Origin of the sequence: Marinomonas foliarum, from assembly GCF_016906065.1 — a bacterium.
In the GTDB taxonomy this organism is placed as follows: domain Bacteria; phylum Pseudomonadota; class Gammaproteobacteria; order Pseudomonadales; family Marinomonadaceae; genus Marinomonas; species Marinomonas foliarum.
The window spans coordinates 852,802-878,338 of sequence record NZ_CP070273.1; the positions used below are offsets into that span (position 1 = coordinate 852,802).

At 43.8% G+C, this 25,537-nt stretch carries 24 protein-coding genes and 1 riboswitch; of the genes, 11 read left to right on the top strand and 13 right to left on the bottom strand.

Features of this window, described 5'->3' with window-relative positions:
- Positions 1 to 9: 9 nt before the first annotated feature.
- From cobT to JSY38_RS03980, 4 genes are all read right to left on the bottom strand, one after another.
- Positions 10 to 1,071 (bottom strand): nicotinate-nucleotide--dimethylbenzimidazole phosphoribosyltransferase, encoded by a 1,062-nt coding sequence (gene cobT, locus JSY38_RS03965; RefSeq protein ID WP_205115399.1) that lies wholly within the window; start codon positions 1,069 to 1,071, stop codon positions 10 to 12.
- Between the two features lie 15 nt (positions 1,072 to 1,086).
- Positions 1,087 to 1,854, bottom strand: coding sequence for a 23S rRNA (guanosine(2251)-2'-O)-methyltransferase RlmB (gene rlmB, locus JSY38_RS03970; RefSeq protein ID WP_114411642.1), 768 nt, complete (start codon positions 1,852 to 1,854; stop codon positions 1,087 to 1,089).
- A gap of 105 nt (positions 1,855 to 1,959) precedes the next feature.
- Complete coding sequence (gene rnr / locus JSY38_RS03975) at positions 1,960 to 4,539, bottom strand: ribonuclease R (protein WP_205115401.1); 2,580 nt, start codon at positions 4,537 to 4,539, stop codon at positions 1,960 to 1,962.
- 378 nt (positions 4,540 to 4,917) lie between these two features.
- Entirely contained in the window at positions 4,918 to 5,721 is an 804-nt protein-coding gene (locus tag JSY38_RS03980) for a pyruvate, water dikinase regulatory protein (protein WP_114411640.1), read from the bottom strand.
- A 205-nt stretch (positions 5,722 to 5,926) separates the two neighbouring features.
- On the opposite strand from JSY38_RS03980, the gene ppsA reads away from it, so the two are divergent.
- A complete protein-coding gene (ppsA, locus tag JSY38_RS03985) occupies positions 5,927 to 8,326 on the top strand; it encodes a phosphoenolpyruvate synthase (protein WP_205115403.1) in 2,400 nt (799 codons plus the stop codon).
- A 520-nt stretch (positions 8,327 to 8,846) separates the two neighbouring features.
- Here the strand turns inward: ppsA and JSY38_RS18560 are convergent.
- A complete protein-coding gene (locus JSY38_RS18560) occupies positions 8,847 to 8,975 on the bottom strand; it encodes a hypothetical protein (protein ID WP_275586986.1) in 129 nt (42 codons plus the stop codon).
- A gap of 589 nt (positions 8,976 to 9,564) precedes the next feature.
- Here JSY38_RS18560 and JSY38_RS03990 point away from each other — a divergent pair.
- The 3 genes from JSY38_RS03990 (at position 9,565) to JSY38_RS04000 (ending at position 11,456) form a co-directional block, all read left to right on the top strand.
- Positions 9,565 to 10,158: a hypothetical protein gene (locus JSY38_RS03990; RefSeq protein ID WP_205115406.1), complete on the top strand. Its 594-nt coding sequence runs from the start codon at positions 9,565 to 9,567 to the stop codon at positions 10,156 to 10,158.
- An 89-nt stretch (positions 10,159 to 10,247) separates the two neighbouring features.
- A complete protein-coding gene (locus JSY38_RS03995) occupies positions 10,248 to 10,949 on the top strand; it encodes a hypothetical protein (protein ID WP_205115407.1) in 702 nt (233 codons plus the stop codon).
- A 138-nt stretch (positions 10,950 to 11,087) separates the two neighbouring features.
- Positions 11,088 to 11,456, top strand: a complete 369-nt coding sequence (locus JSY38_RS04000; RefSeq protein ID WP_205115409.1) for a DUF3703 domain-containing protein — start codon at positions 11,088 to 11,090, stop codon at positions 11,454 to 11,456.
- A 318-nt stretch (positions 11,457 to 11,774) separates the two neighbouring features.
- Here JSY38_RS04000 and JSY38_RS04005 read toward each other — a convergent pair whose 3' ends face one another.
- Both JSY38_RS04005 and JSY38_RS04010 read right to left on the bottom strand, forming a co-directional pair.
- Positions 11,775 to 12,065: a type II toxin-antitoxin system RelE/ParE family toxin gene (locus tag JSY38_RS04005; protein WP_205115410.1), complete on the bottom strand. Its 291-nt coding sequence runs from the start codon at positions 12,063 to 12,065 to the stop codon at positions 11,775 to 11,777.
- Positions 12,058 to 12,279 (bottom strand): TA system antitoxin ParD family protein, encoded by a 222-nt coding sequence (locus JSY38_RS04010; RefSeq protein WP_100188361.1) that lies wholly within the window; start codon positions 12,277 to 12,279, stop codon positions 12,058 to 12,060. Before JSY38_RS04010 ends, JSY38_RS04005 begins: the two co-directional genes overlap by 8 nt.
- A gap of 212 nt (positions 12,280 to 12,491) precedes the next feature.
- Here JSY38_RS04010 and JSY38_RS04015 point away from each other — a divergent pair, with 212 nt between their 5' ends.
- Together JSY38_RS04015 and JSY38_RS04020 are read left to right on the top strand one after the other, a co-directional pair.
- The gene (locus tag JSY38_RS04015) at positions 12,492 to 12,767 is read left to right on the top strand and encodes a type II toxin-antitoxin system Phd/YefM family antitoxin (RefSeq protein ID WP_205115411.1); all 276 of its coding nucleotides are present in this window, start codon (positions 12,492 to 12,494) and stop codon (positions 12,765 to 12,767) included.
- Positions 12,767 to 13,093 (top strand): type II toxin-antitoxin system RelE/ParE family toxin, encoded by a 327-nt coding sequence (locus tag JSY38_RS04020; RefSeq protein WP_205115412.1) that lies wholly within the window; start codon positions 12,767 to 12,769, stop codon positions 13,091 to 13,093. The genes JSY38_RS04015 and JSY38_RS04020 overlap by 1 nt, the downstream gene beginning before the upstream one ends.
- 43 nt (positions 13,094 to 13,136) lie before the next feature.
- Here JSY38_RS04020 and JSY38_RS04025 read toward each other — a convergent pair whose 3' ends face one another.
- A complete protein-coding gene (locus JSY38_RS04025; RefSeq protein ID WP_205115413.1) occupies positions 13,137 to 13,724 on the bottom strand; it encodes a 3'-5' exonuclease in 588 nt (195 codons plus the stop codon).
- 18 nt (positions 13,725 to 13,742) lie between these two features.
- A complete protein-coding gene (locus JSY38_RS04030) occupies positions 13,743 to 14,162 on the bottom strand; it encodes a tetratricopeptide repeat protein (RefSeq protein WP_205115414.1) in 420 nt (139 codons plus the stop codon).
- A 111-nt stretch (positions 14,163 to 14,273) separates the two neighbouring features.
- On the opposite strand from JSY38_RS04030, the gene JSY38_RS04035 reads away from it, so the two are divergent.
- Together JSY38_RS04035 and JSY38_RS04040 are read left to right on the top strand one after the other, a co-directional pair.
- Positions 14,274 to 14,675: an NUDIX hydrolase gene (locus tag JSY38_RS04035; protein ID WP_205115415.1), complete on the top strand. Its 402-nt coding sequence runs from the start codon at positions 14,274 to 14,276 to the stop codon at positions 14,673 to 14,675.
- 44 nt (positions 14,676 to 14,719) lie between these two features.
- Positions 14,720 to 15,253 (top strand): WG repeat-containing protein, encoded by a 534-nt coding sequence (locus JSY38_RS04040; protein ID WP_205115416.1) that lies wholly within the window; start codon positions 14,720 to 14,722, stop codon positions 15,251 to 15,253.
- A 27-nt stretch (positions 15,254 to 15,280) separates the two neighbouring features.
- Here JSY38_RS04040 and JSY38_RS04045 read toward each other — a convergent pair whose 3' ends face one another.
- Positions 15,281 to 16,483 carry an MFS transporter gene (locus JSY38_RS04045; RefSeq protein WP_205115418.1) on the bottom strand — a complete coding sequence of 401 codons (1,203 nt, stop codon included), beginning with the start codon at positions 16,481 to 16,483 and terminating at the stop codon, positions 15,281 to 15,283.
- Positions 16,484 to 16,618: 135 nt separating this feature from the next.
- Here JSY38_RS04045 and JSY38_RS04050 point away from each other — a divergent pair, with 135 nt between their 5' ends.
- Positions 16,619 to 17,500 (top strand): LysR family transcriptional regulator, encoded by an 882-nt coding sequence (locus JSY38_RS04050; RefSeq protein WP_205115420.1) that lies wholly within the window; start codon positions 16,619 to 16,621, stop codon positions 17,498 to 17,500.
- A gap of 62 nt (positions 17,501 to 17,562) precedes the next feature.
- On the opposite strand, the gene JSY38_RS04055 is transcribed toward JSY38_RS04050, so the two are convergent.
- Both JSY38_RS04055 and JSY38_RS04060 read right to left on the bottom strand, forming a co-directional pair.
- Positions 17,563 to 18,234, bottom strand: a complete 672-nt coding sequence (locus JSY38_RS04055; RefSeq protein ID WP_205115425.1) for an energy-coupling factor ABC transporter permease — start codon at positions 18,232 to 18,234, stop codon at positions 17,563 to 17,565.
- Between the two features lie 83 nt (positions 18,235 to 18,317).
- Positions 18,318 to 18,531: riboswitch (cobalamin riboswitch) on the bottom strand.
- 81 nt (positions 18,532 to 18,612) lie between these two features.
- On the bottom strand, positions 18,613 to 19,680 hold the full coding sequence (locus tag JSY38_RS04060; protein WP_114411633.1) for an FUSC family protein: 1,068 nt from the start codon (positions 19,678 to 19,680) through the stop codon (positions 18,613 to 18,615).
- A gap of 232 nt (positions 19,681 to 19,912) precedes the next feature.
- Here JSY38_RS04060 and JSY38_RS04065 point away from each other — a divergent pair, with 232 nt between their 5' ends.
- Together JSY38_RS04065 and JSY38_RS04070 are read left to right on the top strand one after the other, a co-directional pair.
- Entirely contained in the window at positions 19,913 to 21,631 is a 1,719-nt protein-coding gene (locus JSY38_RS04065) for an OFA family MFS transporter (RefSeq protein WP_205115426.1), read from the top strand.
- Between the two features lie 250 nt (positions 21,632 to 21,881).
- Positions 21,882 to 23,933 carry a methyl-accepting chemotaxis protein gene (locus tag JSY38_RS04070; protein WP_205115427.1) on the top strand — a complete coding sequence of 684 codons (2,052 nt, stop codon included), beginning with the start codon at positions 21,882 to 21,884 and terminating at the stop codon, positions 23,931 to 23,933.
- A gap of 91 nt (positions 23,934 to 24,024) precedes the next feature.
- Here the strand turns inward: JSY38_RS04070 and yegD are convergent, their stop codons facing one another.
- Positions 24,025 to 25,389: a molecular chaperone gene (yegD, locus tag JSY38_RS04075; RefSeq protein ID WP_114411630.1), complete on the bottom strand. Its 1,365-nt coding sequence runs from the start codon at positions 25,387 to 25,389 to the stop codon at positions 24,025 to 24,027.
- Positions 25,390 to 25,537: the final 148 nt, after the last annotated feature.

A 25,537-nucleotide genomic window follows, 5' to 3' on the forward strand; every position in this document is an offset into this window, starting at 1 on the left:
TAGAGAAGACTACTTAGAATCGCTTACACCAGCGCTTTCAAAACTCGCCATTTTTTTCAAAAATACACAGGCACTTTGAATCAAAGGGTAAGCCAATATCGCACCGGACCCCTCACCCAAACGCAGATCCAAAGACAAAATAGGCTCGGCATTCAAATGATCGAGTAATATTTTATGGGCCTTTTCATTCGACTGATGGGCAAAAATGGCATATTCACGCACATCAGGCGCGACTTTCTGGGCAAATAACAAAGCCACAGAGCAGATAAAACCATCCACTACAAACGCCGTTTGCCGCTGAGCCGATTGCAGCATAGCGCCCGCCATGGCGAGAATTTCAAAACCGCCAATTTGCTCTGCAAGTGTTTGAGCACTCCAGTCAGAAATTATCTGGCCAGTTTCTTGTTCAGCACGCTTTAAAGATAGCTCAATAATTTTTGCTTTGTGGGATACACCAGCAACATCCAACCCCGTACCACGTCCAGCACTGTCGTTAGCATTCACACCCATTAACGCTGTCATCATGCAAGAGGACACACAAGTATTGCCAATACCCATTTCGCCAAACATCAACAGGTTCACGCCATCATCAATGGCAAGGTTAGCCTCATCGACACCCGCTTGAATCGCTTTATCTAACTGCTCAGATGTCATTGCTGCTTGCTGGCTGAAGTCCTTAGAAGCAAACGCCACTTTACGATCACCTAATAGCGGATGCGCTTCTAACTTTGCGTTGACGCCCACATCCACAATTCGCAATGGCACCTTATGCTGATCACAGAAAACACTGACCGCTGCGCCGCCCATCAAGAAATTCATCACCATTTGTGGCGTCACTTCTTGTGGGAACAAACTAATACCTTGTGCCACCACACCATGGTCGGCGGCAAAGATAATCATTTTGGGTTTGGACACATCTGGCGACAACGACTGCTGAATTTTGCCAAGTTGAAAAGCAATATTTTCCAACTCACCTAACGCGCCTAACGGTTTCGTTTTCGTGTCGATTTTCTGTTGTAATTCGGCTGAGATTTCAGCCGATGGAGCCTGAATACTAAATTGCTTAAACAAGGCTTTTTTGCCCCTTTAACCTTTGGCCTTCACCGCGCGTTGACGCACCGCTTCGTAGAGACAAACACCTGTCGCTACAGACACATTCAAACTAGAAACCACACCAGCCATAGGCAGTTTCACTAGGTAATCACACTGTTCACGAGTCAAACGGCGCATGCCATCGCCTTCTGCCCCCATTACAATCGCCGTTGGAATAGATAAATCTTGCTCGTAAATGGTTTGCGTTGCTTCACCCGCTGTACCAAAAATCCACACACCTTGGTCTTGCAGCTTTTTCATGGTGCGAGCTAGGTTAGTCACCGCGTAAACAGGAATGCTTTCCGCTGCGCCGCACGCCACTTTGCTAACCGTTGCATTTAAGGGGGCTGAATTGTCTTTCGGCATAACAACAGCATGAGCACCAGCGGCATCGGCACTACGCAAGCACGCGCCTAAATTATGCGGATCAGTCACACCGTCTAAAATAATAATCAATGGAGTTTCATCTAAACCCGCTACCAAAGTATGCAAGTCAGCTTCACTGCCTGCTTTGTTCATTGTGGTATAAGCCACAACGCCTTGGTGAACTGCACGCTCTTTGTTCTTGGTAAAAAGCTGATCCAACTCTTTACGTGGTACCACGCTGTAGCGCACTTTGTTGGCTTTACAAAGCTGTACTAGTCGCTGGTTTTTCTTGTCGTCACGGCCTTCTTGAAAGCGCACTTCTTTGACGCGTTCTGGCTGTTGAGTCAATGCGTTTTCCACGGCATGAATGCCGTATATCCATTCTAAATCTGACATTATCTACTCTATTAATTTGGGGGCCTAGGCCCCCATTTTCATTCATCTAGAAAGTAATTTATCTAGAAAGTTATTCATCTAAAAAGCTCGAATCAGAGCTTCAGATCAATCTTTTGCTTTTGGCTTAGCATTGCTCTTTTTCGGTTTCTTAGGCTTTTTCGGTTTTTTGGTAGCCGCCGTAGTTGGCTTACCATTTGCCGACACAGTACCCGACTTTTTCTGTCTGATACGTTTGCCTTTAGAGGCAGGTGACCGACGCTTTTTCTTCGCCTTACCATCCGACTCTTTGCCATCTTTCGATGACTTAGCGTCTTTCGACTTATCACCTTCTACTTTGGCAGCTGACTTGGGTTTAGAGCGACCACCCAATTCAACCGGTGGCAACTGAGCCAATTGCATTTCTAGCTCGGTTTGGTCGGTACGTTCGACTTTTTTGCGTGCTGGACGAGCACTGCTTTGATCCAAGCTCAAATCAATCTTACGTTGCTCCAAGTTCACATTAGACACGCGAACTTTTAACGTATCGCCAAGGCGGAACACACGACCTGTGCGCTCACCAACAATCGCTTGATGTTCCATATCATGAACAAAGTAATCCTGCCCAAGACCAGAAATGTGTACCAAGCCATCAACGAATAAACCTTGTAGCTCAACGAACAAACCAAACGAGGTCACAGCGGTCACAACACCGTCAAAGGGTTCGCCCAAATGCTGCTCAACGTATTGGCATTTCAACCAAGCTTCAACATCACGCGTAGCTTCGTCTGCACGACGTTCGGTCACGGAACAAGAATCCCCTAAACCATCCATATCGGCGTGGTTGTAACCGTAGATTTTGCGTTCTTTCAGCTCTGGGCTACCTGCCACACGATGCGCCTGACGCACAGTCGGACGACCTTCGCCACGAATCAAATAACGAATCGCACGATGAACTAACAAATCTGGGTAACGACGAATTGGCGACGTGAAGTGCGTATAAGCGTCATAATTCAAACCGAAATGGCCCATATTATCCGCTTGATATACCGCCTGAGACATAGAACGCAGCATCATAGTCTGAATACTACGAGCATCCGCTCGGTCTTTAATCGCTTCAGAAAGTGCCGCGTAATCCGTCGGCGTTGGTTTAGTGCCGCCCGTCAGTTCTAAACCTAACAAACCAAGATAGGTACGCAAGGTTAACAAACGGTCGTCTTTTGGCCCTTCGTGAACACGGAACAAAGCCGGCAAATCCGCCTTAATCAATAGCTCTGCCGCGGCGACGTTGGCACACAACATACATTCTTCGATTAGCTTATGGGCATCATTACGTTCTACAGGAACAATGTGCTCAATCTTAGAATTTTCGTCGAACACCATGCGAGTTTCGATAGTATCGAATTCCATCGCACCGCGCTCATCACGAGCACCTTTAAGGACGTGATACAAACCGTTTAAATCATCAATGTGTGACACGATAGACGCGTAACGCTCACGCAACTCAATACCTTGCTCTTCCGGCTCATCCGCGATCATTTTCGCGACTTTGCTGTAAGTTAAGCGCGCATGAGAGCGGATAATGCCTTCATAAAACTTAAAGCCACGCATCTTGCCTTTGGATGTCAAAGAGATCTCAGCAACCATAGCCAAACGGTCAACATCTGGGTTCAATGAACACAAGCCGTTCGACAGTACTTCTGGCAACATAGGAATAACGCGACCAGGGAAATAAACCGAGTTACCACGAACAATGGCTTCTTCATCTAACGCCGTGTCTTTTTTCACATAATGAGAAACATCGGCAATGGCAACAAACAGCTTCCAGCCACCCGGTGTTTTTTCACAATATACGGCGTCATCAAAATCACGCGCATCTTCGCCATCAATAGTAACAAACGGAGTGTCACGCAAATCAACACGATGCGCTTTATCTTCTTCTGCCACTTCTGTGCTGAAGTTTTTAACTTGTTTTTCAACCGCTGCAGGCCACTCGTTAGGAATTTCATAACGGTGCATCGCCACTTCTATTTCAACGCCCGGCGCCATAAAGTCGCCAAGAATTTTCTTCACTAAACCCTGAGCTGGTTTACCGCGCTCAGCGTAGCTAACAATTTCCGCCAACACATATTGACCATGAGCCGGCGTTAAACCCGATTCTGTAGTGATCAAGATATCTTGTGCGATACGCGGGTTTTCTGGTGTCACGAAAGCCGTGCGACTTTCTTCATAATATCGGCCTACAAGTTGCGTGTGCTTACGCTCTAGCACTTCAACCACGACACCATCTAAGCGACCTTTAACACTACGTCCAGAAAGACGTGCTTTTACCTTGTCGCCATCCATCACGTTCTGCATTTGACGGGCAGATAGGAAAATATCGTCATCGCTTTGACGCAACAAGAAACCATGACCTTCTTTATTGCCTTGGACATAACCTTCAATCAGGTCACTCTCTAAAATCGGCGAGTATTCGTCATTTTGATTGCTGGTCATTTGATTGTCTCGGCACATAGCGATGAGACGGCGACGGAGGGCTTCAATTTCATCTTCGCCAGTCAGCGAAAATTCTTTGCATAACTCTAGATGACCCATGCTTTTATTCTGGGTGGCAAGAAACTCTAAAATGAATTCACGGCTTGGTACGGGGTTATCGTACTTAGACGCTTCTCGCTGCTTGTGGGGATCGTTAACTTTTTTATTACTCAATGTATTTTTATCCTTGGTTTTTTTAATAAGATATCCCTTTTATAAGATAGAAATATGAACATCTCAGTATTCAGAGCGCTCGGAGCTCGTTTGTCACACAGTTTAAATCACGAATGCGCTCAATTAATCGTCATTATAGAGCATATTCACTAAATACTCTCCCAGTTAGCGACGCTCTTAACATTATCTTCACAGTCTATTGCAGTGTTTTTTGTAATAACACAACAAACAAACGAAAATGCAGGGTATTTCAGATCAATTATTCAACATTTGTAATGCTATTTTGGCCTAAGGGAAATATTTTTATGCTTTTTTTGTCTGTTTTTCGTGCAAAAACAGTGAACCCATCGAATTATTCGATCACTTAATGGGTCGTTTTTACTGTCGGTGACGCACCAAATTCATTTCCGCCATCACTTTGGTGGAAATTTCTTCCACAGACAGTTTTGTCGAATTCAAATATGGAATGCGTTCTTGGCGATATAAGGACTCGACTTCCTCCAATTCGTAGCGGCATTGGCGAGCAGAAGCATACTTACTTGCGGCCATTCTGCCAGTACGAATTTCGTGCAACCGCATGGCATCTATAGTTAATCCAAAGAGCTTTTTCTTGTGGTCTTTTAATACTTTAGGCAAGCCCGGAGAGGAAAAATCATCTTCGGTAATTGGGTAGTTTGCTGCCTTGATACCGTACTGCATGGCTAAATATAAACTGGTTGGTGTTTTACCGGAGCGAGACACACCCAACAAGATAATATCCGCCTCAGCAAAATTCTTCACCGATGCCCCGTCATCGTTCGCCAACGCATAGTTTATGGCGTCTATCCGTCCATCATAAACACCCTCTTTCATGCCGTGGGCTTTCTGTGCCGTTGGCTGCGCTTTCACGCCTAAAGCTTGCTCAATGGGTGACAATAAATCACCGAACAAGTTGTAACAATGGCAATCGCATGACTCAATAATGTCACGAATAGACGCATCAGAAATCGTATAAAAAACCAGCAAAGCAACACCGCTGTTCAGCTCCAAATTAATTTGCTGCTTCAACCCTTCTGCCTGATCTTTGGTAGTCAAAAAAGGCACACTTTTTGTCTCTACCGCCACATCAAAAAACGACAACATGGCCGATCCAAACACCTCAGCGGTAATCGCTGTTCCATCAGAGACAAAATACACTTTCATTCAATATTTACCTATTTTGTTGTTATCTAACGACATTCGTTTTTTCGATTGAAATAAAACTACATCGAATAATCGATTTTATTCAAAGCGACTCACCTACATACAATGAACCCAGATCAAGTGCTTTGACAAGTGCCTGACATACTAGGAAAAACTGGCTAAGAACTATTCCTACCATTAATTTATATAAAAACTGGAGTCTCTTGTGAGCAAGTTTATTAAGTGGTTTAAAGATCTTCATATGGAAGATGTCGGCGAAGTTGGCGGTAAAAACGCCTCTTTAGGTGAAATGATTTCTAACCTGACAGACCTTGGCATTCAAGTGCCAAACGGTTTCGCAACCACTTCCTATGCTTATCAAAGCTTCATTACTGAAAGCGGCCTAGACGAAAAAATCCATCAAGCACTAGACGCATTGGATGTAGACGATGTTCACGCCCTTGCTGAAACAGGCGTTAAAATTCGCCAATGGATTGAAGACGCTTCTTTCTCTGCTGAGTTTGACCGTGAAATCGAAGCCGCCTTCGCAACACTTTGCGACGACAACTCAGAGGAAACCTCTTTTGCCGTTCGCTCTTCTGCCACGGCAGAAGATTTACCAGATGCCTCTTTCGCAGGCCAGCAAGAAACTTTCTTAAACGTGAAAGGCTTAGCAGACATCAAGGCATCAATTAAACGCGTGTTTGCTTCTCTCTTTAACGATCGTGCGATTTCTTACCGCGTTCACCAAGGTTTTGAACACCAAGGCGTGTCATTATCCGCAGGTATTCAAAAAATGGTACGCAGTGACATTGGTGCTTCTGGCGTTTTGTTCACCCTAGACACGGAATCAGGCTTTGACGAAGTGGTTTTCATCACCGCCGCTTACGGCCTTGGTGAAATGGTCGTACAAGGTACCGTTAACCCAGACGAATACTATGTTCACAAGCCAACACTGGCAGCGAACCGTCCAGCAGTGGTTCGCAAAAGCCTAGGCAGCAAAGCACAAAAAATGGAATACGCCGAAGCAGAGAGCGATGACGAATTCGTCAAAATCGTCCCAGTGGCTTTGGATGACCAAAACCGTTTTGCACTGACAAACGACGAGGTTCAAGACCTTGCTCGCCAAGCCTGCATCATTGAAAAACATTACCAACGTCCAATGGACATTGAGTGGGCGAAAGACGGCATCGACGGCAAAATCTACATTGTTCAAGCGCGTCCAGAAACCGTTCGTAGCCAAGCCAATGCCCAAAGCATGGAACGTTACAACCTGAAGAAAACCTCTCAGGTGATGATCACTGGCCGCGCCATTGGTCACAAAATCGGCACAGGCGCTGTAAAAGTCTTGTCTTCTATTACCGAGATGGACCGCATCCAACCAGGCGACGTTCTGGTTACCGACATTACCGATCCGGATTGGGAACCTATCATGAAGCGTGCTTCTGCGATTGTCACCAACCGTGGCGGTCGTACTTGTCACGCGGCGATTATTGCTCGTGAGCTGGGCATTCCAGCGGTCGTTGGTTGTGGCGACGCAACCGACGTATTGCAAGATGGTCAAATCGTCACCGTATCTTGCGCACAAGGCGACATGGGCTTTGTTTACCAAGGCGAATTGCCATTCGACATCATCACCTCTGAAGTCGGCAACATGCCTGAACTGCCAGTAAAAATCATGATGAACGTGGGTAACCCAAACCGCGCTTTCGACTTTGCTATGCTACCAAACGCCGGCATTGGCTTGGCTCGCTTAGAATTCATCATCAACCGCATGATCGGCATCCACCCGAAAGCCTTGCTGAACTACGCAGACATGACGCCCGCGTTGCAAGAAGAGATCAACCACCGCATCGCCGGCTACAACAGCCCAGTGGAATTCTACGTCGACAAACTGGTCGAAGGCGTCGCAACATTGGCGTGCTCTTTCTCTCAAAAACCAGTCATCGTGCGATTATCTGACTTCAAATCAAACGAATACCACAACCTTGTTGGTGGTCCATTGTTTGAACCAGATGAAGAAAACCCAATGCTTGGCTTCCGTGGCGCAGCGCGCTACATCGACGACTCGTTCCGCGATTGCTTCGCCCTAGAATGTGAAGCCATCCGCCGCGTTCGTAACGACATGGGCTTAACCAACGTACAAATTATGATCCCATTTGTTCGTACCTTGGAAGAAGCACAACAAGTCACCGAACTGCTTGCAGAACAAGGCTTGGCCCGTGGCGAAAACGGCCTGAAAGTCATCATGATGTGCGAACTACCGTCCAACGCCCTACTGGCTGACGAGTTCCTACAATACTTCGACGGCTTCTCAATCGGTTCAAACGATTTAACCCAGCTAACACTCGGACTAGACCGCGACTCAGGATTGATCGCCGACAAATTCGACGAACGTAACCCAGCAGTCAAAAAACTGCTAAAAATGGCAATCACCGCTTGTCGCGAAAAAGGCAAATACGTCGGCATCTGTGGCCAAGGCCCATCCGACCACGCTGACTTCGCCGACTGGCTCGTCGCCCAAGGCATCGAAAGCATGTCTCTTAACCCAGACACCGTGATCGAAACTTGGCTACACCTTGATGAAGTATTGAAAAATACCGAATTGAACAACAAAGCCATTTAAAGAAATATTCCCGTTACCTCGCAGTAATACTAGACATGGCGTAACGGGAAAACAGTCTGCGTTTGGTGATGTATTTTTTAATGCAGCGCCAAATCAGAATGCTGTGTCAAAGCAGCGCGTGACCTTATCGTAGTCACTCCCTAGTTTTATAACCCCGCTTTGCGGGGCTTTTTTTTGGACTTCATCCGGAAATTCAATAATGGAAACCAAAGACCGTAGGGCATCATTAGCGAAGCGTAATGTGCCGCTGAAAGCGAAGCTTTCATTGTGAAGTAGGTCGCGGCTTCAGCCCGACGCGGAATTGACGTTCCATTCAAACGCCTTGCATTCCCAACCTTTTATTCCGCCCTGCTGAGCGGGTAACTTTTTGCTAGCGCCCAAAAAGTAACCAAAAATTCGCTTTGTCGGGCTATCGCCCAAACGTCTCATTCACTTTGTTTATTATAAGTTTGGCAAGACGATTTTTGTCGAAAGGCATAGATTAATTACTCAGTGGAAAATGGCTTGTCAAACAATGACCCTAAAACTCCATAGGTCGCGCAACTTCTTCGTCGCGTCGAACGGACTTCATCATAGAGGCTAGATTTTCGTAGGGCATCATGAGCGCAGCGTAATGTGCCGCTGAAAGCGAAGCTTTCATTGTTTCCACTAAAAGCCCCTACGTAGACACGTCACTTCCCACAAGTGGACAAGCGCCCGCCAAGGCGGGAATCAAGCTCTTATGGTCTAGGATCTCGGCTTTAGCCCGACGCGGAATTCGTGTTGCATTCAAACGCAAAAGGTTAAGTTTACTAAGCACCAAGTCCCTTCCCCTTTTGTCTTCCAAGGGGAAGGCGGAGGATGGGGTTAATCTCTTGCTCAGACTCGATTCAAGTGCCTTACTCAACTGCTCTTTTTTGAACCAAAAATCAAAACACAATTTATGGGTAGATATACAGTTTATTTTTGAAGTAGACGCATTTTTGCGCGTTTAGCCATTTTAAATAAACCAATTATGCACGTTTGTACTAGTAGAAAGTAAAAAAGTCTTCTAATATCAATGAATAAGGATTCACAGAGCAGAAATAACGCGCTGTGGATAAATGAAATAACACGCACGCTCGCTTTTCCAGTTTTAAATTTTGTTAGTATCTCTATTAATGGCTTTAGAGTCAGTGACTTATAGTGATAATAAGGAAGTTTCTGAAATGTGTAAACGCGCATGCGCATTAACAAAATGTTATACGTAAGGAAAGTTGATGTTCATCCCTGGATTTATATCAGTACTGATAGTCATCGTCGTTTCCATTCTCACCCATAGGATGAATCAACTTGGTTTAGATGAAAAAGAATTTTTCAGTTTGGCTATTAGTGCCTGGGCTAGCGCTGGCGCACTGATCTCTGCGACTTTCGTGGTCTATGGATATCTGTTGAATGTTCGGGCTTTCGCAGAAGCAAATAAACCTAAGCTATTGGTTTTCGTTGAAAATGCCCAAGTCACTCTAATTCCAATAGGACAAAATGTGCACCAAACTCGGATCTGTTATCGGAATATTGGTGGTGTTGAGGCGGAAAATTTCTCTCTGTTCGCCCAGTTGGTGGGGAGTAATGAGACGCTAGAGATTCCCAGGCTGTTCAATGAAGCAATCGATCTCCAGATTGGCGACTCCAGAGTTAGAGATTTTCCTACGGAGAGGTACCTCATAGACAATGGCATTCCACTTGCTGTGGTCCAGAATCTCGAGAAATATAAGCTGCGAGTTGGGTATAGTGTCCGGTCTTTAGGCAAAAGCGTGAAGCGATCCTATGATTACTCGTGGGAATCTAGTACCCAAAGCTGGAACATCGTATAACCAAGCCATGCACCGGATGTCAAAACCTCCGCTTCGCTGCGGTTTTGTCACCGGTGATGGCGGGCGTTAAATGAAGTATAGAGAAAACGATGAATAATGAATCATTACTAGACTTTCGAGAAAGACTAGATAGTAATACTGGATTAGTTTCCAAACGTAGAATACTGGTTACACTGTCATTGTTACTTCTTGCGATACAATTTACTGGTGCTGTCTTTAAAGAAGCTAATACATTTATCTTTAAAATTGAGTTCATCAATCAAAGCGGGCTAAGTGTATTTTTGCTCTTAGCTGTCGTCATTTTGATGGTTCGTTATTACAGCTATGCACATGAGTATCATCAAGAGCTATTCAAACTCATGGCTGAAAGAATGATGTCTAACTATAAAATATTTAGATTTAACCGCCACACTGAAAACATATCAGGTTTGCTTGGAGACGGAATTGGTCTTTTTGGTGGTGATGAACCAGGATTACAAGACGCCAAGTACGAAACTGACGGTTTTTTGAGACGTAAAATCGTCTACCAAAAGAAATATCGTAACAAAGATGGTAGCGAGCTGTTAGGCGAGGACGTCTCATTAAACAGATACAATGAAAAATGGACTCGATGGGACTTTTTCATGCTTTATTCTTATGAATTGAGGTACCGTTTGGAAGCATTATTGAAATATAGAGAAAACCTTGATCTTTGGGGGCCTTACTTTCTAGGCTCTACAGCTATAGCTCTTACTTTGATAAAGCTGGATATCGAAACAATTCAAAACCTATGGTTGGCAATAACAACATAACAAAGCGTTTAAGACAGATTCACAACGTTCGGTATTTTCAGTTTGATTCAGCTTTAGTGTTTACGGCACAATGTTTAAGTTCGGTGTTGGCGTTGCTCACTAATTAACGCGGCGTTATATCCCTACAAGGAGGGTCTTATGCAACATACATTTACCAAGCGAGTAGCCTCCTATGTCGAGGCGGAGTTATCAAGTGCTAGGGAGGCAAGGTCAGCAGGTAATGCTAAGCAAGAATTTAGTCATTTGGAACGGGCGCATGTGCTTGGGCAAGAGTCAACGTATTGGCACGTTAGGGTCCATGTGCTGATGTTGGCATGGGCTATCCGCAATGGCTCAACCCGGGAAGCACTGGGTCAGCTATTTCGTATTGTTGGCGCTGCGACTAAAACCGCTTTTGGCTTAGTGCCGCAAGGTAATACCGGTGGCGCAAATGTTAGCCCTTTTAAAAAAATGCCTATTAATCATGACTTGGCCACTTTGATTCAAAAGGCTAAGTCCGGTATATAACCTTACGCGTCACACTGATGCCCTCTACGTTAGGACGATGCCGCCATTACCATTATCTCGAGTCGATATCATTGCTAAAAAAGTAGCCGATAAATACCAATTATGATCAGATGAAAATTAACCATATTTGTCTAACCATAATACCCAACGGCGCATCACGCTTCGCTCATGACTCCCTACGTTTTTGTTCCCCATTCAATACAGTCTGTTCAACGCGTTTTATGTTGGTGAGCTGATTGCGCCAAACTATGGGGCTTCAATACCAATCTCTCCTCCCCACTACATCAAAAGCAGTCTATGCCGTCACTTCATATCTACTCAAACGATATTTTTCACATCACGGTAAAAGTTTTCATGACTACCTAACGCCATGAGTTCGAGTGTAACGGTGCCACCTTCATAGCTGTAACCAAGCAATGTAAGCTGTTTCACCATGTTAAATTTATAGACACGGAGGAAGGATAAATCACCTTTCTTCTGCAGCCCTAGAAGCGGATCTTCAATCAATTCTCTGATTGCATTATCTAGATCAACTTTTTGGTTTTTATGCAGTTTTTTGACCGCTTTTTTAAAGGTGGTTGTTTGAAGAACCTGAGTAATGTTAGCCAAAGCTATAGGCCTCAAGTTTTCCGGCTTCTTTTTCAGCCTTGGCAATGATGGCTTGTTTTACGAACTCATAAGGTAAATCAGGGTTATCTTCCATCATTTCACCGATTTTCGCCCAATGCTCAATTTGCTTGGGCGTTGTTCTGTTTAAGGCTTTCGCCATGATGGCCGCTTTATCAACCAGTTCTTGATCAAGTCGAATACTTGCAGTAGACATAATAAAACCTCCTAAGTGTCATATAAGAACTGTAGCAAATAGCCACAGGTGCAGCAATGCGCATCAACTCCATCACATCCCTAAAGAACAATTAAGCTAGGAACAATTATAGGCAGATAAAAATTAAACTTCTGAGTCAAGCTTACATCAAGGCCATTCATTGACCGACGACCTGTTTAAGGACTATATTTGGTCATAATGCAGAGGTATTTATGAAACTATCAGATCAAATCAAACCGATTAGCTATTTGAAATCACACGCTGCTGAAGTCGTGCGTAACCTGTCTACAAACATGCAACCGATGGTGATCACTCAAAACGGTGAGGCTAAAGCGGTTATACAAGACATCAAAAGCTATGAGCAAACCCAAGAAACTATGGCGTTACTTAAAATGTTAGCTTTAGGTCAGCGCCAAATAGAAGAAGGTAAAGTTCAGCCCGCTGGTGACGTTGTCGCCAAGCTTCGTAATCGGAGTAAAAGTCGCTAATGAGCTATCAGGTATTTCTCACTGATGATGCCGCTTATGATATTGAGGCTCTATACGAGTATATCGAAACTCATGATGCTCTAGAAAACGCAGATTACGTTCTAGACAACATTGAAGAGGCATTTTTAAGTCTTGCTGATAATCCCGAGCGTGGGACTTACCCAAATGAGTTGCTAGCTATCGGCCTACGGGAGTATCGAGAAATCTATTTCAAGCCCTATCGTATTATTTATCGAATCAGTTCGCAGTCTGTTTATGTAATGTTAATAGCGGATGGTCGTCGTGATATGCAATCACTTCTTGAACGTCGCTTATACCAAGCCTAAGAAACATTCGAACAATCTTTTCCCTTAAGAAAAGGAGAAGAAACTAAGACCTTAATGAAACCAACGCCCTCTCCACACATATAGCAGAATGCGCGTCATTCGCCGCATAAAGTATCTGGTTTTCTTTAAGAGGATACGCGCCCCAGTTGGATTTTTGGGCGCCTTTGCCAAGGCGTTTTCCCAGTACCATGGCGACGGCAGCGCGGGCGCCGATGCTGTTTTTCTCTCCGGCGAGTTGCTTTAAGGTGACAGACAAGTCTTGGGTGTTGGTGATCTCGATGTTGAGCTTATTACGCAGTTCTTTGTTGTCGTCTTTAATACCAAAGCCAATTTTTTTGATTTTTGGGTTTTCTAGTATTTCCTTCGCTGCCGCCACAGCACTAAGAAATCGAACAGGAAACAGAAACGCTTTTGACTCGGTGGCAAGCTGAATGAGCGATGGACCTGGGCTGACTTGGCCTTTTTGGAAAATCGGTTTGCTTTCGGTGTCGAATCCAATAGACGTTTCGTTTTTGAGTGCTGTTATGGCTTGTGCGGCATCAAGTTCGTTTTCAACGATGATGATGTCACGAAGACCAAGGCCAATATACAAGGGTAATTGGCTAATCTGCTCCTTGGTAGGACGTTCCATTCTGTTTCTCTTGTTTCTTTAAGCTTTTTTCAGATCAAACAATACGTCGTGAATTTCTGCTTTTAGCTCTTTATCGATGATTTTATTGCTGTGTATTTTAGCTTGTTCTAGATACTCAATAGCAGCGGCGTTGTCGCCAAGTTCTAGTTTCAGTTGAGCGGCCGCGAAGCCGATGGAGGAAAGGTAATCTTTGGAGTTTATAGCGGCGGCTTTTTCTAAGGCTTTGTCATAGATAACAATCGCCTGTTCTAGGTCGTCGGTAAAGTCGCCTAGGGTTTCCCATTGTACTGGGTGGTCTTTGTCTGTGCCGTCGTTGTCATCACAAATGGCTTTCAATTCCGCATAATAGGCATCAAAACCCGCTTGGTCTTTTTTGTTGGCGCAAGTCATGAGCTCTTTGGCTAGATACAGTACTTCTTTGTATATTTTGGTGTTCATATTTTACTCTGTTTGAGGCATTCAATTATGCAATAGCGAGTATGGTAATTTTAATGGACCATTTATGACAGCTTTTCGCTGGGTTCTTCACAAATAATAGGAGTTATCTAAATGCAAGTTCACGAATGTGTCTCTTTTATATTGCTAAAGGACAATCAGGTATTGTTAGAAAAACGCGCCAAGGACAAAGAATATGATCCAAGTCTGATTGCGATTCCTGGCGGTCACATAGAGCTAGGAGAAACAAAGGAACAGGCTTTGTTACGAGAGCTAAAAGAAGAGCTAGATATCGTCCCGACGTCTTATGTCCACTTGTGCTCTCTTTATCATCCAACAGGTGAGCTTCAACTCATTCACTATTACGTCGTCAATCGTTGGGAAGGTAAAATATTGTCTCTAGAGGCAGACGAAGTGACTTGGTATTTTCTTGATTCTAATCCTCTAGAAGTTGAGGCTGATAAAGTGGCATTGGCAGAATACCGTAGACTTAGCTCGTCATTAGATATGACATAAATCCGCTACAACAACTTAATAATAACCAAACATATGATATTTTTATGAAGCCAATTATACCTGTTCTCCTTATCGCTCTTTCAGGCTATGTCAGTGCTGCGAACTTACAACCATGCGCATTCACGCCAAAGCAAACAGAACAAAACCCCTACCCTGAAATTGAGGTATTTCATCACTGTGCCTCTTATCAAAACAAACATCTAGAAATAACGGATAAACACTGGCGTAAGTTAAACTTCAACGAAAACCAACTAACGACTCTATTTACTCAAGGCCAGTATTTTTATCTTAAACCCGATAGAAGCTACCTGCCTGTTATCACTTACGACAATGGAGCGGATTACTTTCAAGAGGGTCTAACTAGGTCTTTATTAAACGGCAAAATAGCCTTCTACAATCATGACTTTGATTTAGTTTTGGAAACTGATTTTGATTGGGCTTGGCCATTCCAAGATGGAGTAGCCAGAGTGTGTCGCGGTTGTGTCGTTACTCAAGTTAATGAAGAGCACACTGGATTAACTGGCGGTGTCTGGGGCTATATTGATAAACAAGGGAATATGATAGAGCCGCTAAATTAAAAGCTAATTCAGATACACTTTATCGGTTTATGAATAGCGACTCTGTGTAGCTTGCTTGTTATGGCTTCGAATCAAGCTCACTTCAGCCAATACAACTATTCCCAATACTAACCACGATCCTATGATGACTCCTGTCCAGCCATCCGCTTGCCAGAATGGGTCAAGGTAAAACCCGCCTAGACTAGCACCAAGATAATAAAACACTAGGTATAAGGAAGAGGCACTGGCTTTAGCGTGCTTAGCATTTCGGCTGACAAAACCGCTGGCTGTTGAATGACATAAGAAAAAGCCAAAACTGTTTATTAATAATCCCACAATGATAGCCAATAAAGAGTCGCCGAGGGTGACTAACGAGCCAAACATAAAAATACAAGTGCCGAGCACCATAATATTGGGCTGGCTCCAACGTTTGGCAAGCTTACCAGAAATCGCCGAACCCAAGGTACCTGACAGATAAGTTAAGAAGAGCAGTCCCACGTATTTCGCGGTGAGATTGTATGGCTCGGCTTCTAACACGAAGGTCACGTAGCTGTATTGGTTAATAAAAATAAAGAAGCTAAAGCCACCAATGAAGTAACTGGTTAATAAACGACGGTTCTGCAAATGACTTTTCATGTTCGTCAGGATATGACCAACATGCAAAGGTTTTGCTTCAAAGTGCTGTGATTTTGGCAGTAGGAAGAAAAAGGCCAATAAACAAATCAGGCTAATCGCACTCATCACACCAAAGGTCGCTGATCGACCCAGCCACTCCCCCACAAATCCACCGATAAGACGGCCGCCGATGCCACCTAGGGTGTTTCCGCTGATGTACAAACCAACCGCCACCATCAAGGCTTCAGGCGTGTATTCATCCCCCAAATACGCAACAGCAATCGCCGGCAACCCCGCCAAGAAAAACCCTTGTAGGCCGCGCAGCACTAACAAGGCTTCATAACTTTGTACTAATGATAAGCAAAAAGTGGTTAAGGTAATGCCGACCATGGTCATCACCATAATCCCTTTACGACCTAATGCGTCTGAAATTGGACCGTAAAAAAGTAAAGAGATGCCCAATGTCAAAGTTGTAATAGTAAAACTACCGCTGGCTTGCAGTGGCGTAATGGAAAATTCGTTGGCAATCATTGGCAGCAGCGGCTGAGTCACATAAACGTTGGCAAAAATCATAAAAGAGCCAATGATGAGTGCCACTGTGCCTCGCCAAAAAACAGAACTACCCACTTCTATCACAAACATTCTCCTACTATCGCAGCAGCATCAAACGGGAATGACGCCCGAATAAAACAATAAATTATCGTGACACTATACGCTTAGGAAAATAATCAATAAAATATATCCATCTTATTCAATCCATAAGGATTATTGATGGACATTAAACCGCTGCGCTACTTCATTGCCATTGCAAAAACCGAGAGCTTCACCAGAGCCGCGCAACAGCTTGGCGTTGCACAACCAGCGGTCAGTATGGCGATCAAGAAACTAGAGGCGGATTTGGGTTTGACCTTAATCCATCGAGCAGATCGCAATATCGGACTCACAGACGAAGGCAAAAAGCTGCTGCCCCATGCTGAAAAAATCATCCAAGCCACCGATGATGCCCTATTGGAAATGAGTGAGCTAAAAGGATTGAGCCAAGGCGAAGTGCGTGTAGGTATTCCAAGCATGCTCGGCTCCTATTACTTCCCGCCTATTCTAATGGCATTTCGCCATAAGTACCCCAGCATTACCTTAAAAGTCATTGAGGGAGGAACTTGGCAGTTGCAAAAGATGCTCGAAAATGGTGAATTAGATCTTAGTGTCATCGTCGCGGAAACGCTTCCAGATAGCTTAGAAACGCAAGCGCTGATTCGAGAAGAAATGCTGGTAACCATTGCGACGGATCATCCTTTTAGCCAATTAGAGCGCATCTCACCAGAAGCGTTTTTCGATGAAGAGTTAGTCATGTTCAAAGAAGGCTACTTTCACCGCCGTATTGTCGACAAGCTAGCGAAACAATGCAAAAAGACGCCTAAAATTGGTTTTGAGACCAACTTGATTCCACTAATCAAATCCATCACTCAGCAAGGCTTCGGCATATCCACCCTACTTGCCATGGTGATTGAAGAAGACGACGACTTAATTACTCGCTCTTTTGATCCGCCAATCTGGCTAGATCTCGGTATTGCGTGGCGCAAAGACAGCTATCTATCGAAAGCCAACCGCGCTTTTTTAGAGTTTGTCAGTGAACACGGACAATATAAACGCTGAACCAATAAAAATGCCCGCCCCACACGAAGGCAGGACAGGCATTTAGCAACATTCAAAGCGATTTAGTAGAATAAGCGTGCTTCAAACAAAGATGAGCTCTTAAAGCGATGCAAGCTTTTCGCACCGGCTAATACGGCAAGATCAAGTACTGGTTCTAACAATACAACGCTCATATACGCCATACCAAACGTCGCCACAGAGGCTAAGTTTTCAGCGCCGAAGCCTTGCCCATAAAACGCCCAAAAAGCGACCCAAGCGACAATGCCACCTTGGTAAGTTAAGGACAGTTTCAGCGCTTGCTTGTAGCTGATATCTACATAAGCGGTATTATCGGCAATCGTACGACGAGCAACGACAGACATAGCAAACAGAGGCAACAACAAGGTGGTGACGTTCATGCCATATTGAGGTAAGTCAAATGGAGCAAATAATATCCCTTGCGCTAATAGACCTAATATCAAGCCAATAGACGCGGCCGCCGGGCCAAAGATTAAAAACAGCGTGGAGCCTAATATAAGATGAACCTCGGACACACCAACAGCGTGATGAGGCAAGAGTTCAAAAAAGGCAAAGACAAAAAGTGTGGTTAACACACTACGACTGATTAAAGACATTAGACCGTCTTTCTTGATCATATCGATAGACGCTTTTGCAGAAAAGCCAAAGGCGGCCAACGCGGTAGCGTAACTCAAAACGATTTTTGCGCCGTCAACGACGCCAGGTTCAATATGCACTATGTGCCTCCAAAATATGCTTCATACTCACCCGTATGATTCAAATTAGCGGACTTTTACATGGCACAATTTGCCCATAGAAAAAGCCCTGATCAATGAAGGCCGGTCTCCGGACTGATAAGTGTTTGGTCGATCTGTATTTCTAAGTCTCTTATTCCTTCCCGTCTAAAAGACAGTGGAAGTAAGAAGAAATACACCACTTATTTACCGTTGCGGGGGCAGTACAGGCTTTGCTTTTTGAAAAACTCACCTGTTTCCCGTTTCACCCATTAGGGCACCTTCACAAGAACTGCGAAATTGATTCTTAAATCAATTCACAGAGATTTGCAGCGTACGTTTATAAAATATTTAAAGCAACTAACGAATTGCAAAGCGCACTTAGGAAGACTTACGACCCGATAAAGAACTACGAGCATTCATTCTAGACTCGATGTTCTTTAAAAGAGAAGTACGATGAAAAATAGTACCGCCAATAATCCCAATCGCACTACCAATAGAAATGTCGACCAGCCGATGCTCCAGCAAGACCATAGTACTCATATTCGCACTGGTGATCTCAGCCATAATAACCGTTAAAGGCGTGATAAATATCACCGCCGCACCGTAGTTTTTAACGATTAATATTTCCACAACGAATTGAAAAAAAATCATGCTTAATGCCAACACCCAATAGTTAGGGTGAAACGAAAACAGTAAGTATGCCACGCCCATACCCAGTGCAGTTCCTACAATTCGATGAATATTTCGGTGCCAGATCATTCGATAAGTAGCACCTTGTAAAATAGCAGCACAGGAAATAGGTACCCAAAGCGCATTAGGCAAGGCTAACAACACCGCCAATAAATAAGAGAAAGCGATAAAGAAAGCCACTAATGCGCCCTCTAAAATAATCGCATTCACCTGAGTATCCGTTTCAATTTTTGTCGCAGGTAAATCATTTGCGCCAGTCATCAGGCTATAAATAAACGCCAAACCACACGATAGCATTCCACCCAAGGCAACCATGCCAATATTGGACGACCATTTCCCCAAATCAAACGGCAAATAAATCGCCAATGCAGAAACGAGAATAAAGAAAAAGCTACCTGGAGGCGGTAGGCAATAATATCGAGTAATCACAATCGCTCCGAAAGACAACAACCCAAGAGCAAGCGCCGCAACGTAAGGGTTAAAGCTGGACAGAGAACCAATAGTAAAGCAGATCATAAAACCAAAAGAACACATAGCGAGCGTCACCATGCGATGCGCCGTTCGAGTTTTGGGCAAATATAAAATAACCATCGCACCTAAACTAGACAGGGTTGCCAAGGCGAATTGATCTGTTGCTGCACCAATCAAGGCAGGAATACCAACACAAACAGCAGCAAGGACAGCCAGATGCCAGGGGCGCTTGACATCACTCCATGCAAAAAGGCCTTTTAATTGAGTTAATAATACGTTGAACAAGAAAATACTCCGCTAAAAATGTTTAGTATTAAAACAGTATATCATTTTTGTAAATCTTCAACGGAAGAAAAACACACTCAATTTAATAATCTTGCCTAAGACAATAAAAGCGACCTTTCTAGAGGATTTTTAAAAATATACATATTCCTTTCTGCTATAAAAAAATATAATCTCTATGTAATGTTTTGTAACTGACCACCAAAATACAACAATTTCTACAAGGACACAGATTATGAACCTGATACGGACTCTTTTATCCTTTCTCATGAAGGACAAAATCATTGCATCCCCAAACTTTAACCGCTGGTTAGTTCCCCCTGCCTCCATTGCTATTCATTTATGTATAGGCTCCGTGTATGCATGGAGTATTTTCAATCCAGCACTAACAACTGAATTTGGTGTTGTTACTAGCGCAGCAGAAGACTGGAGCCTAAGCAGTGTGGTGTGGATCTTCTCTGTGGCCATTGTATTTCTTGGTCTATCTGCAGCAATTGCAGGTAAATGGCTTGAGGAAGTAGGCCCTCGTTGTGTTGGTGTAACAGCAGCATTTCTTTGGGGCGGCGGTTTCATTATCGGTAGCGTAGGGATATCAACACACCAATTATGGCTGGTGTATTTGGGCTATGGCGTTTTGGGGGGTTGTGGCTTAGGCCTTGGTTATGTATCCCCTGTTTCGACTCTACTGCGCTGGTTTCCTGATAAGCGCGGTATGGCAACAGGTATGGCGATAATGGGTTTTGGTGGTGGCGCTATGATTGGCGCCCCTTTGAAGTCTTTTTTATTAGAAAAATTCGCGATTGCACCAACTTACCTTGGACCTGAATCAGCTGTAAATCTAATTACTGAAGGCGGAAAGCGCTTTGCAGAAATGGCCAGTGGCAAATTAGAGGTTGTTATTGCCAGCGCTTCTGAAGCGGCAAAGCTGCCGACTCCTGGTGAAGCGGGTGTTTATGTTGTTGGTACAGGTGACACTGGTGCTTCCAGCGTATTTTTAACACTGGGAATTGTCTACTTTATTATCATGATCATTGCTGCCTTCGCTTATCGTGTTCCACCTAAAGATTGGAAACCGGAAGGTTGGACACCACCAGAAAAAGATGTAGCAAACACCATGATCAGCCGCAATAATGTACACATTGATCAGGCCTTAAAAACGCCTCAATTTTGGCTGTTATGGGTCGTATTGTGTTTTAACGTAACCGCTGGTATCGGTGTAATCGGTATTGCAAAAACCATGATGACGGAGATATTTGGTTCTACTCTTCCCACTGTCGCTACTGCAACATTTGCTGGCACATACGTATTGATGATTTCTGTGTTTAATATGTGTGGTCGATTCTTTTGGGCATCTACTTCCGACTTCATTGGACGCAAAAATACCTATCACTGCTTCTTTGTCCTTGGCACGCTTTTATACCTTTCCATTCCTTATGCAGCTTCTGCGGTAAGCGCGGACCCTTCTGTAACTTGGTTAGTGATGTTCTACGCAGCAACCATGATTATCTTCACTATGTACGGCGGTGGCTTTGCCACTATACCTGCTTACTTAGCGGATATTTTTGGCACGCTACACGTTGGTGGCATACATGGCCGATTGCTAACTGCATGGGCAACAGCTGGTGTTCTAGGGCCTTTCGTTATCACCTACCTAAGAAATCTTTCGGTTGAAAATGCGATTACCGACTTGGTTAACAAAATAGACCCGGCCGCGTTCGAACAAAAATTTAACGCGTCCGTTTCCCAGCTAAATGAGCTAATCGCAGCTAAGTCAGTGACCGTCGCCAAATTGATGGAAATCGCTCCAGCCGGGACTATCGACCCAACGTCTAGCCTCTACAACACAACTATGTATGTTATGGCTGGATTGTTGGTCGTTGGCTTCTTCGCGAACTTAATGGTCCGTCCAGTAAAAGAAAAGCACCATGTAGAAAACACACACCCGAACCTCTAGTCGTTAACATAAACGTACAGTCGGTGACAAAATGTAAAGGCAACAAGACAAATCATGTCTTGTTGCCTTTTCTAGAAAATGTTCCGATCAATCGAACAAGTTCACACTACTTTTCGGAGTGTTCGAATTTTAAAAGCTCGTTCTCAGTCATTGTGGAGCAACAAAAATAAAGACAACTATAATAATAAAAGCTTTATCAAATGCTGTACCCATCTGATTAGAAGCATACTTTAATAGAAGGAACAACTTCATGATTAAGCGTATAAAATCCATGCCTATCACACATCAACTAGGTGTTGCTGTGTTCACGGTTTCTATTCTCTGTTTTAGTGCATTGAGCTGGTTAGCATCTAATAAATCCTACGACGGTTTTATGACCAGCATCGACCACGAACTACAAACTAGCGCTAACCAAGGCAGTATGTTGCTTGATTTTTATTATGAAAATCTAGAAAGCAATACAGACAGATTAGCCGATATATTTTTCACACTTTTCCCCAATGGAATCACAGTAAGTGATTCAGAAACGGTAAAAATTGGCGAATACGACAGCCCTTTGGCAACCAACTCAGGCGAAACCATTAATTTAAACTTTGATAAGCCAGACCAGTTTACAAAAATGACAGGCGGCACAGCGACGGTTTTCATTCGCTACGGTGATGACTTTCTTCGCGTCAGCACATCCTTGAAAAAAGAAAATGGTGACCGTGCTTTCGGCACTTTATTAGGCAAAGGTCACCCTGGTTATCAAACACTTATCCAAGGTAAAACATACTCTGGTCCGGCAGCACTATTTGGCCGCAACTACATGACAAAGTACGTTCCCTTTAAAGATGCCGCAGGTAAAGTAGCTGGTATTCTTTATATTGGTTTTGATTACACTGAAGGGCTAAAAAGCTTAGAACAAGAAATCAATACCCTATCCTTTGGAGAAACAGGCAAAGCCACTGTTATCAGTTTAAAAGAAGGCAAAGACTTCGGCAGAGTCGTTATTGATTCCAAGAATAAAGGTAAGCTATTTAGTGAAATAGGCCTAGCCAATGCAGAAAAACACTTAGAGTTAATGAAAAAACAAGGTACTGGCACATTTTTCACCCAACAAACCGTCAATGGTGCCACTAAAGAAAACATCATGTCATTTCGTCATGCCGAAAACTGGAATTGGGCGCTATTAACAGGAGGTCCGGTAAATGAATTCACAGTGGTCGCTAACTCTGTTCGTAATAGCTTAATCATCATCTCACTCATTTGTGCGACCATTCTTGTAGCTCTGATTGCCTTTATTACTCAGCGCATTCTTTCCCCTTTAAAACGTGTTGGTCAAGACTTGCAAGAGCTAGGTAATGGAAACCTTTCAACACATCTTTTTGAAAATGGGCACAATAACCAGATTCATAGTCGCAATGAAATAGCTATTCTGTTCGAACACGGACGAAATACCATCAAACAATTACGCTCCATGCAAATGGAAGTAAGAAGCAGCATGGAATTACTTGCCAGCTCCAGCCAGAAAGTACAAAAAACCGCCTCACAGGCTTCAAAAGGTATGACCAAACAGCAAGTTGAAACAGACTTGGTTGCTACCGCCATGAACCAGATGGTTATTGCCGTTGAAGATGTGTCAAAAAATATCACAGAGACAACGAATGAAACTCATAAAGCCGACGAAGAAACTCGAGCAGGTACTCAGGTAGTTAATAATGTTGCTACCGATATGCAAGCGCTAGCTAAGGTCATTGGCCATGCCTCTTCCGTTATGCAAGAAGTTGAAAAAGAAAGTGTAAACATTGGTTCCGTACTTGATGTTATTCGCAGCATTGCGGAGCAAACCAATCTGCTCGCCCTTAATGCTGCCATTGAGGCCGCTCGCGCAGGTGAACAAGGCCGAGGTTTTGCCGTTGTTGCTGACGAAGTAAGAACGCTGGCAACTAGAACTCAAGATGCGACATCTGAAATTGAAGGTATGATCGACCAACTGCAAAAACTGTCTAAAACAGCTTCTATTGAAGTTATCAGTGGTCGTGACCAGGCAGCAGGAAATGCGGAAAAAGCGATTGAAGCAAGCAAAGGATTAATGAAGGTTACAGAGTCTGTTAGCTTAATAAACTCTATGTCTATTAACATCGCCAGCTCAATTACAGAACAATCTGCCGTGGCTGTCAGTGTTAATGAAAACATATCGAACATTCGCCACGTATCAAATGAAACTGCTGATGGCGTAAAAGAAATGATGGCAACAACCCAGACTCTTTCTGAGGTATTAGAAAAATTGAAGATTTCAGTAAATAGATTCTCTCTGTAACTTCAGCCCTGAAACACTTAGTTTGTTTGCAAAAAAGGGAACAGCCAATGGCTTGTTCCCTTTTTCATGAGCTTAAAAAGTCTTGTAAAATCTATTTAAAAATTTTATCAGACCAAACCGTCAAACCTGCCGCCACACTACCAAAGTGGTCACCATCCAATACAGGAATGTCACCGATATTCGCTTGAATTGCATCGCGAATAACTGGCGATTTAGCCGAGCCACCCGTCATATAAATGAGGTCTGGTTTCTCACCCGCCTGTTCAATGGCTGCTTTCATTAAATTCAGCATTTTCTCTAATGGAGAAGCAATCGATTTCGCCAATTGTTCGCGGGTAACATCAGCACCTAAAGCGGCTTCAATATAGTCCAGTGAAGCAAAATAGTTCTGGGCGTCGGACAACGCAATCTTCGCCTCTTCCGCACTGCGAACAATATGATAGTTATGCTTTTCTTCACGCATTCGCAAGAAACGCTCAATCAATTTTGGTTCTGCCGCATCCACTCGTAGCTGATGCATTTGGTTCTTCGTTTCCATACTATTGAAGGTCGCAATGGCTGAAACATCATTGGTTGTAATGGCATTCCAATAAAGCTGCGTCGGCATTGGCAAGCCTGTTTTTAACAATGACTCCATACCAAAAAGCGGCATTAAATGCTTACCTGCAATCTGTATATCTAAATCATTACCGCCAATCCGCTCACCGGTATGCGCTAAAAAATCACCACGACGATCTTCTTTTTGAAGATAATCAGGGCCCATACGAACCATGGCACAGTCCGTAGTGCCGCCACCGATATCCACAACCAATACCGTTTTATTTTCGGTAAGCTTAACTTCAAAATCCAAACCAGCCGCAATTGGCTCATAAAGAAACTCGATTTCTTTAAACCCAGCTCGCTTGCCTGCTGTTGTTAAAATCTCTAGCGCTTGGCGGTTACTGACTTCTGCATCAAGGCCTTGGAAGTTAACAGGACGGCCAATAACAGTGTGAGTAATGTCAGCGCCCAAGCTTTTTTCAGCACGCTGTTTGATGTTCTGCATCATCACAGTGACTACATCTTCAAAAAAATGTATATGCTCGGAGCGCAGTCCTGCACCGCCTAGAAATGACTTAGGTGATTTTACGAAGTAACCTTCTTCAGGCCATTGGAAATATTCGTCAAATGCCGCACGGCCAAAAAATAACGTTTGATCTTCATCCGCAATATCTTCTTCATAACGAGCTCGTTTTGCTCTTGTTAACGCGTTCATTCGCAATTCTGCAAACGCTTGCCTTGACTGAATATCTGGCAGCCCTCTTCCGACCGCTTCAGTAATTAAATCTCTATCTAAAGCGTATAAAGTAGAGGGTAAAAATGCATGCTCTCCTTCTAAAGCGACCAAACGCACAGCAGAATCCTGAACTATGCCTAATGCACAATTTGATGTTCCGTAATCAAATCCACAAATCATCTAAAATTACCTGTTATCGCTAATAGGAAAGGGCCGCGGACGATAGCAGAAAGATCCAAAAGTATCAAAGCCATCGATAACACCAAGAAAACATTTATGAGACACACAAAAAGCTGCAATGAAATAACAGTGAATAATATAGAATATG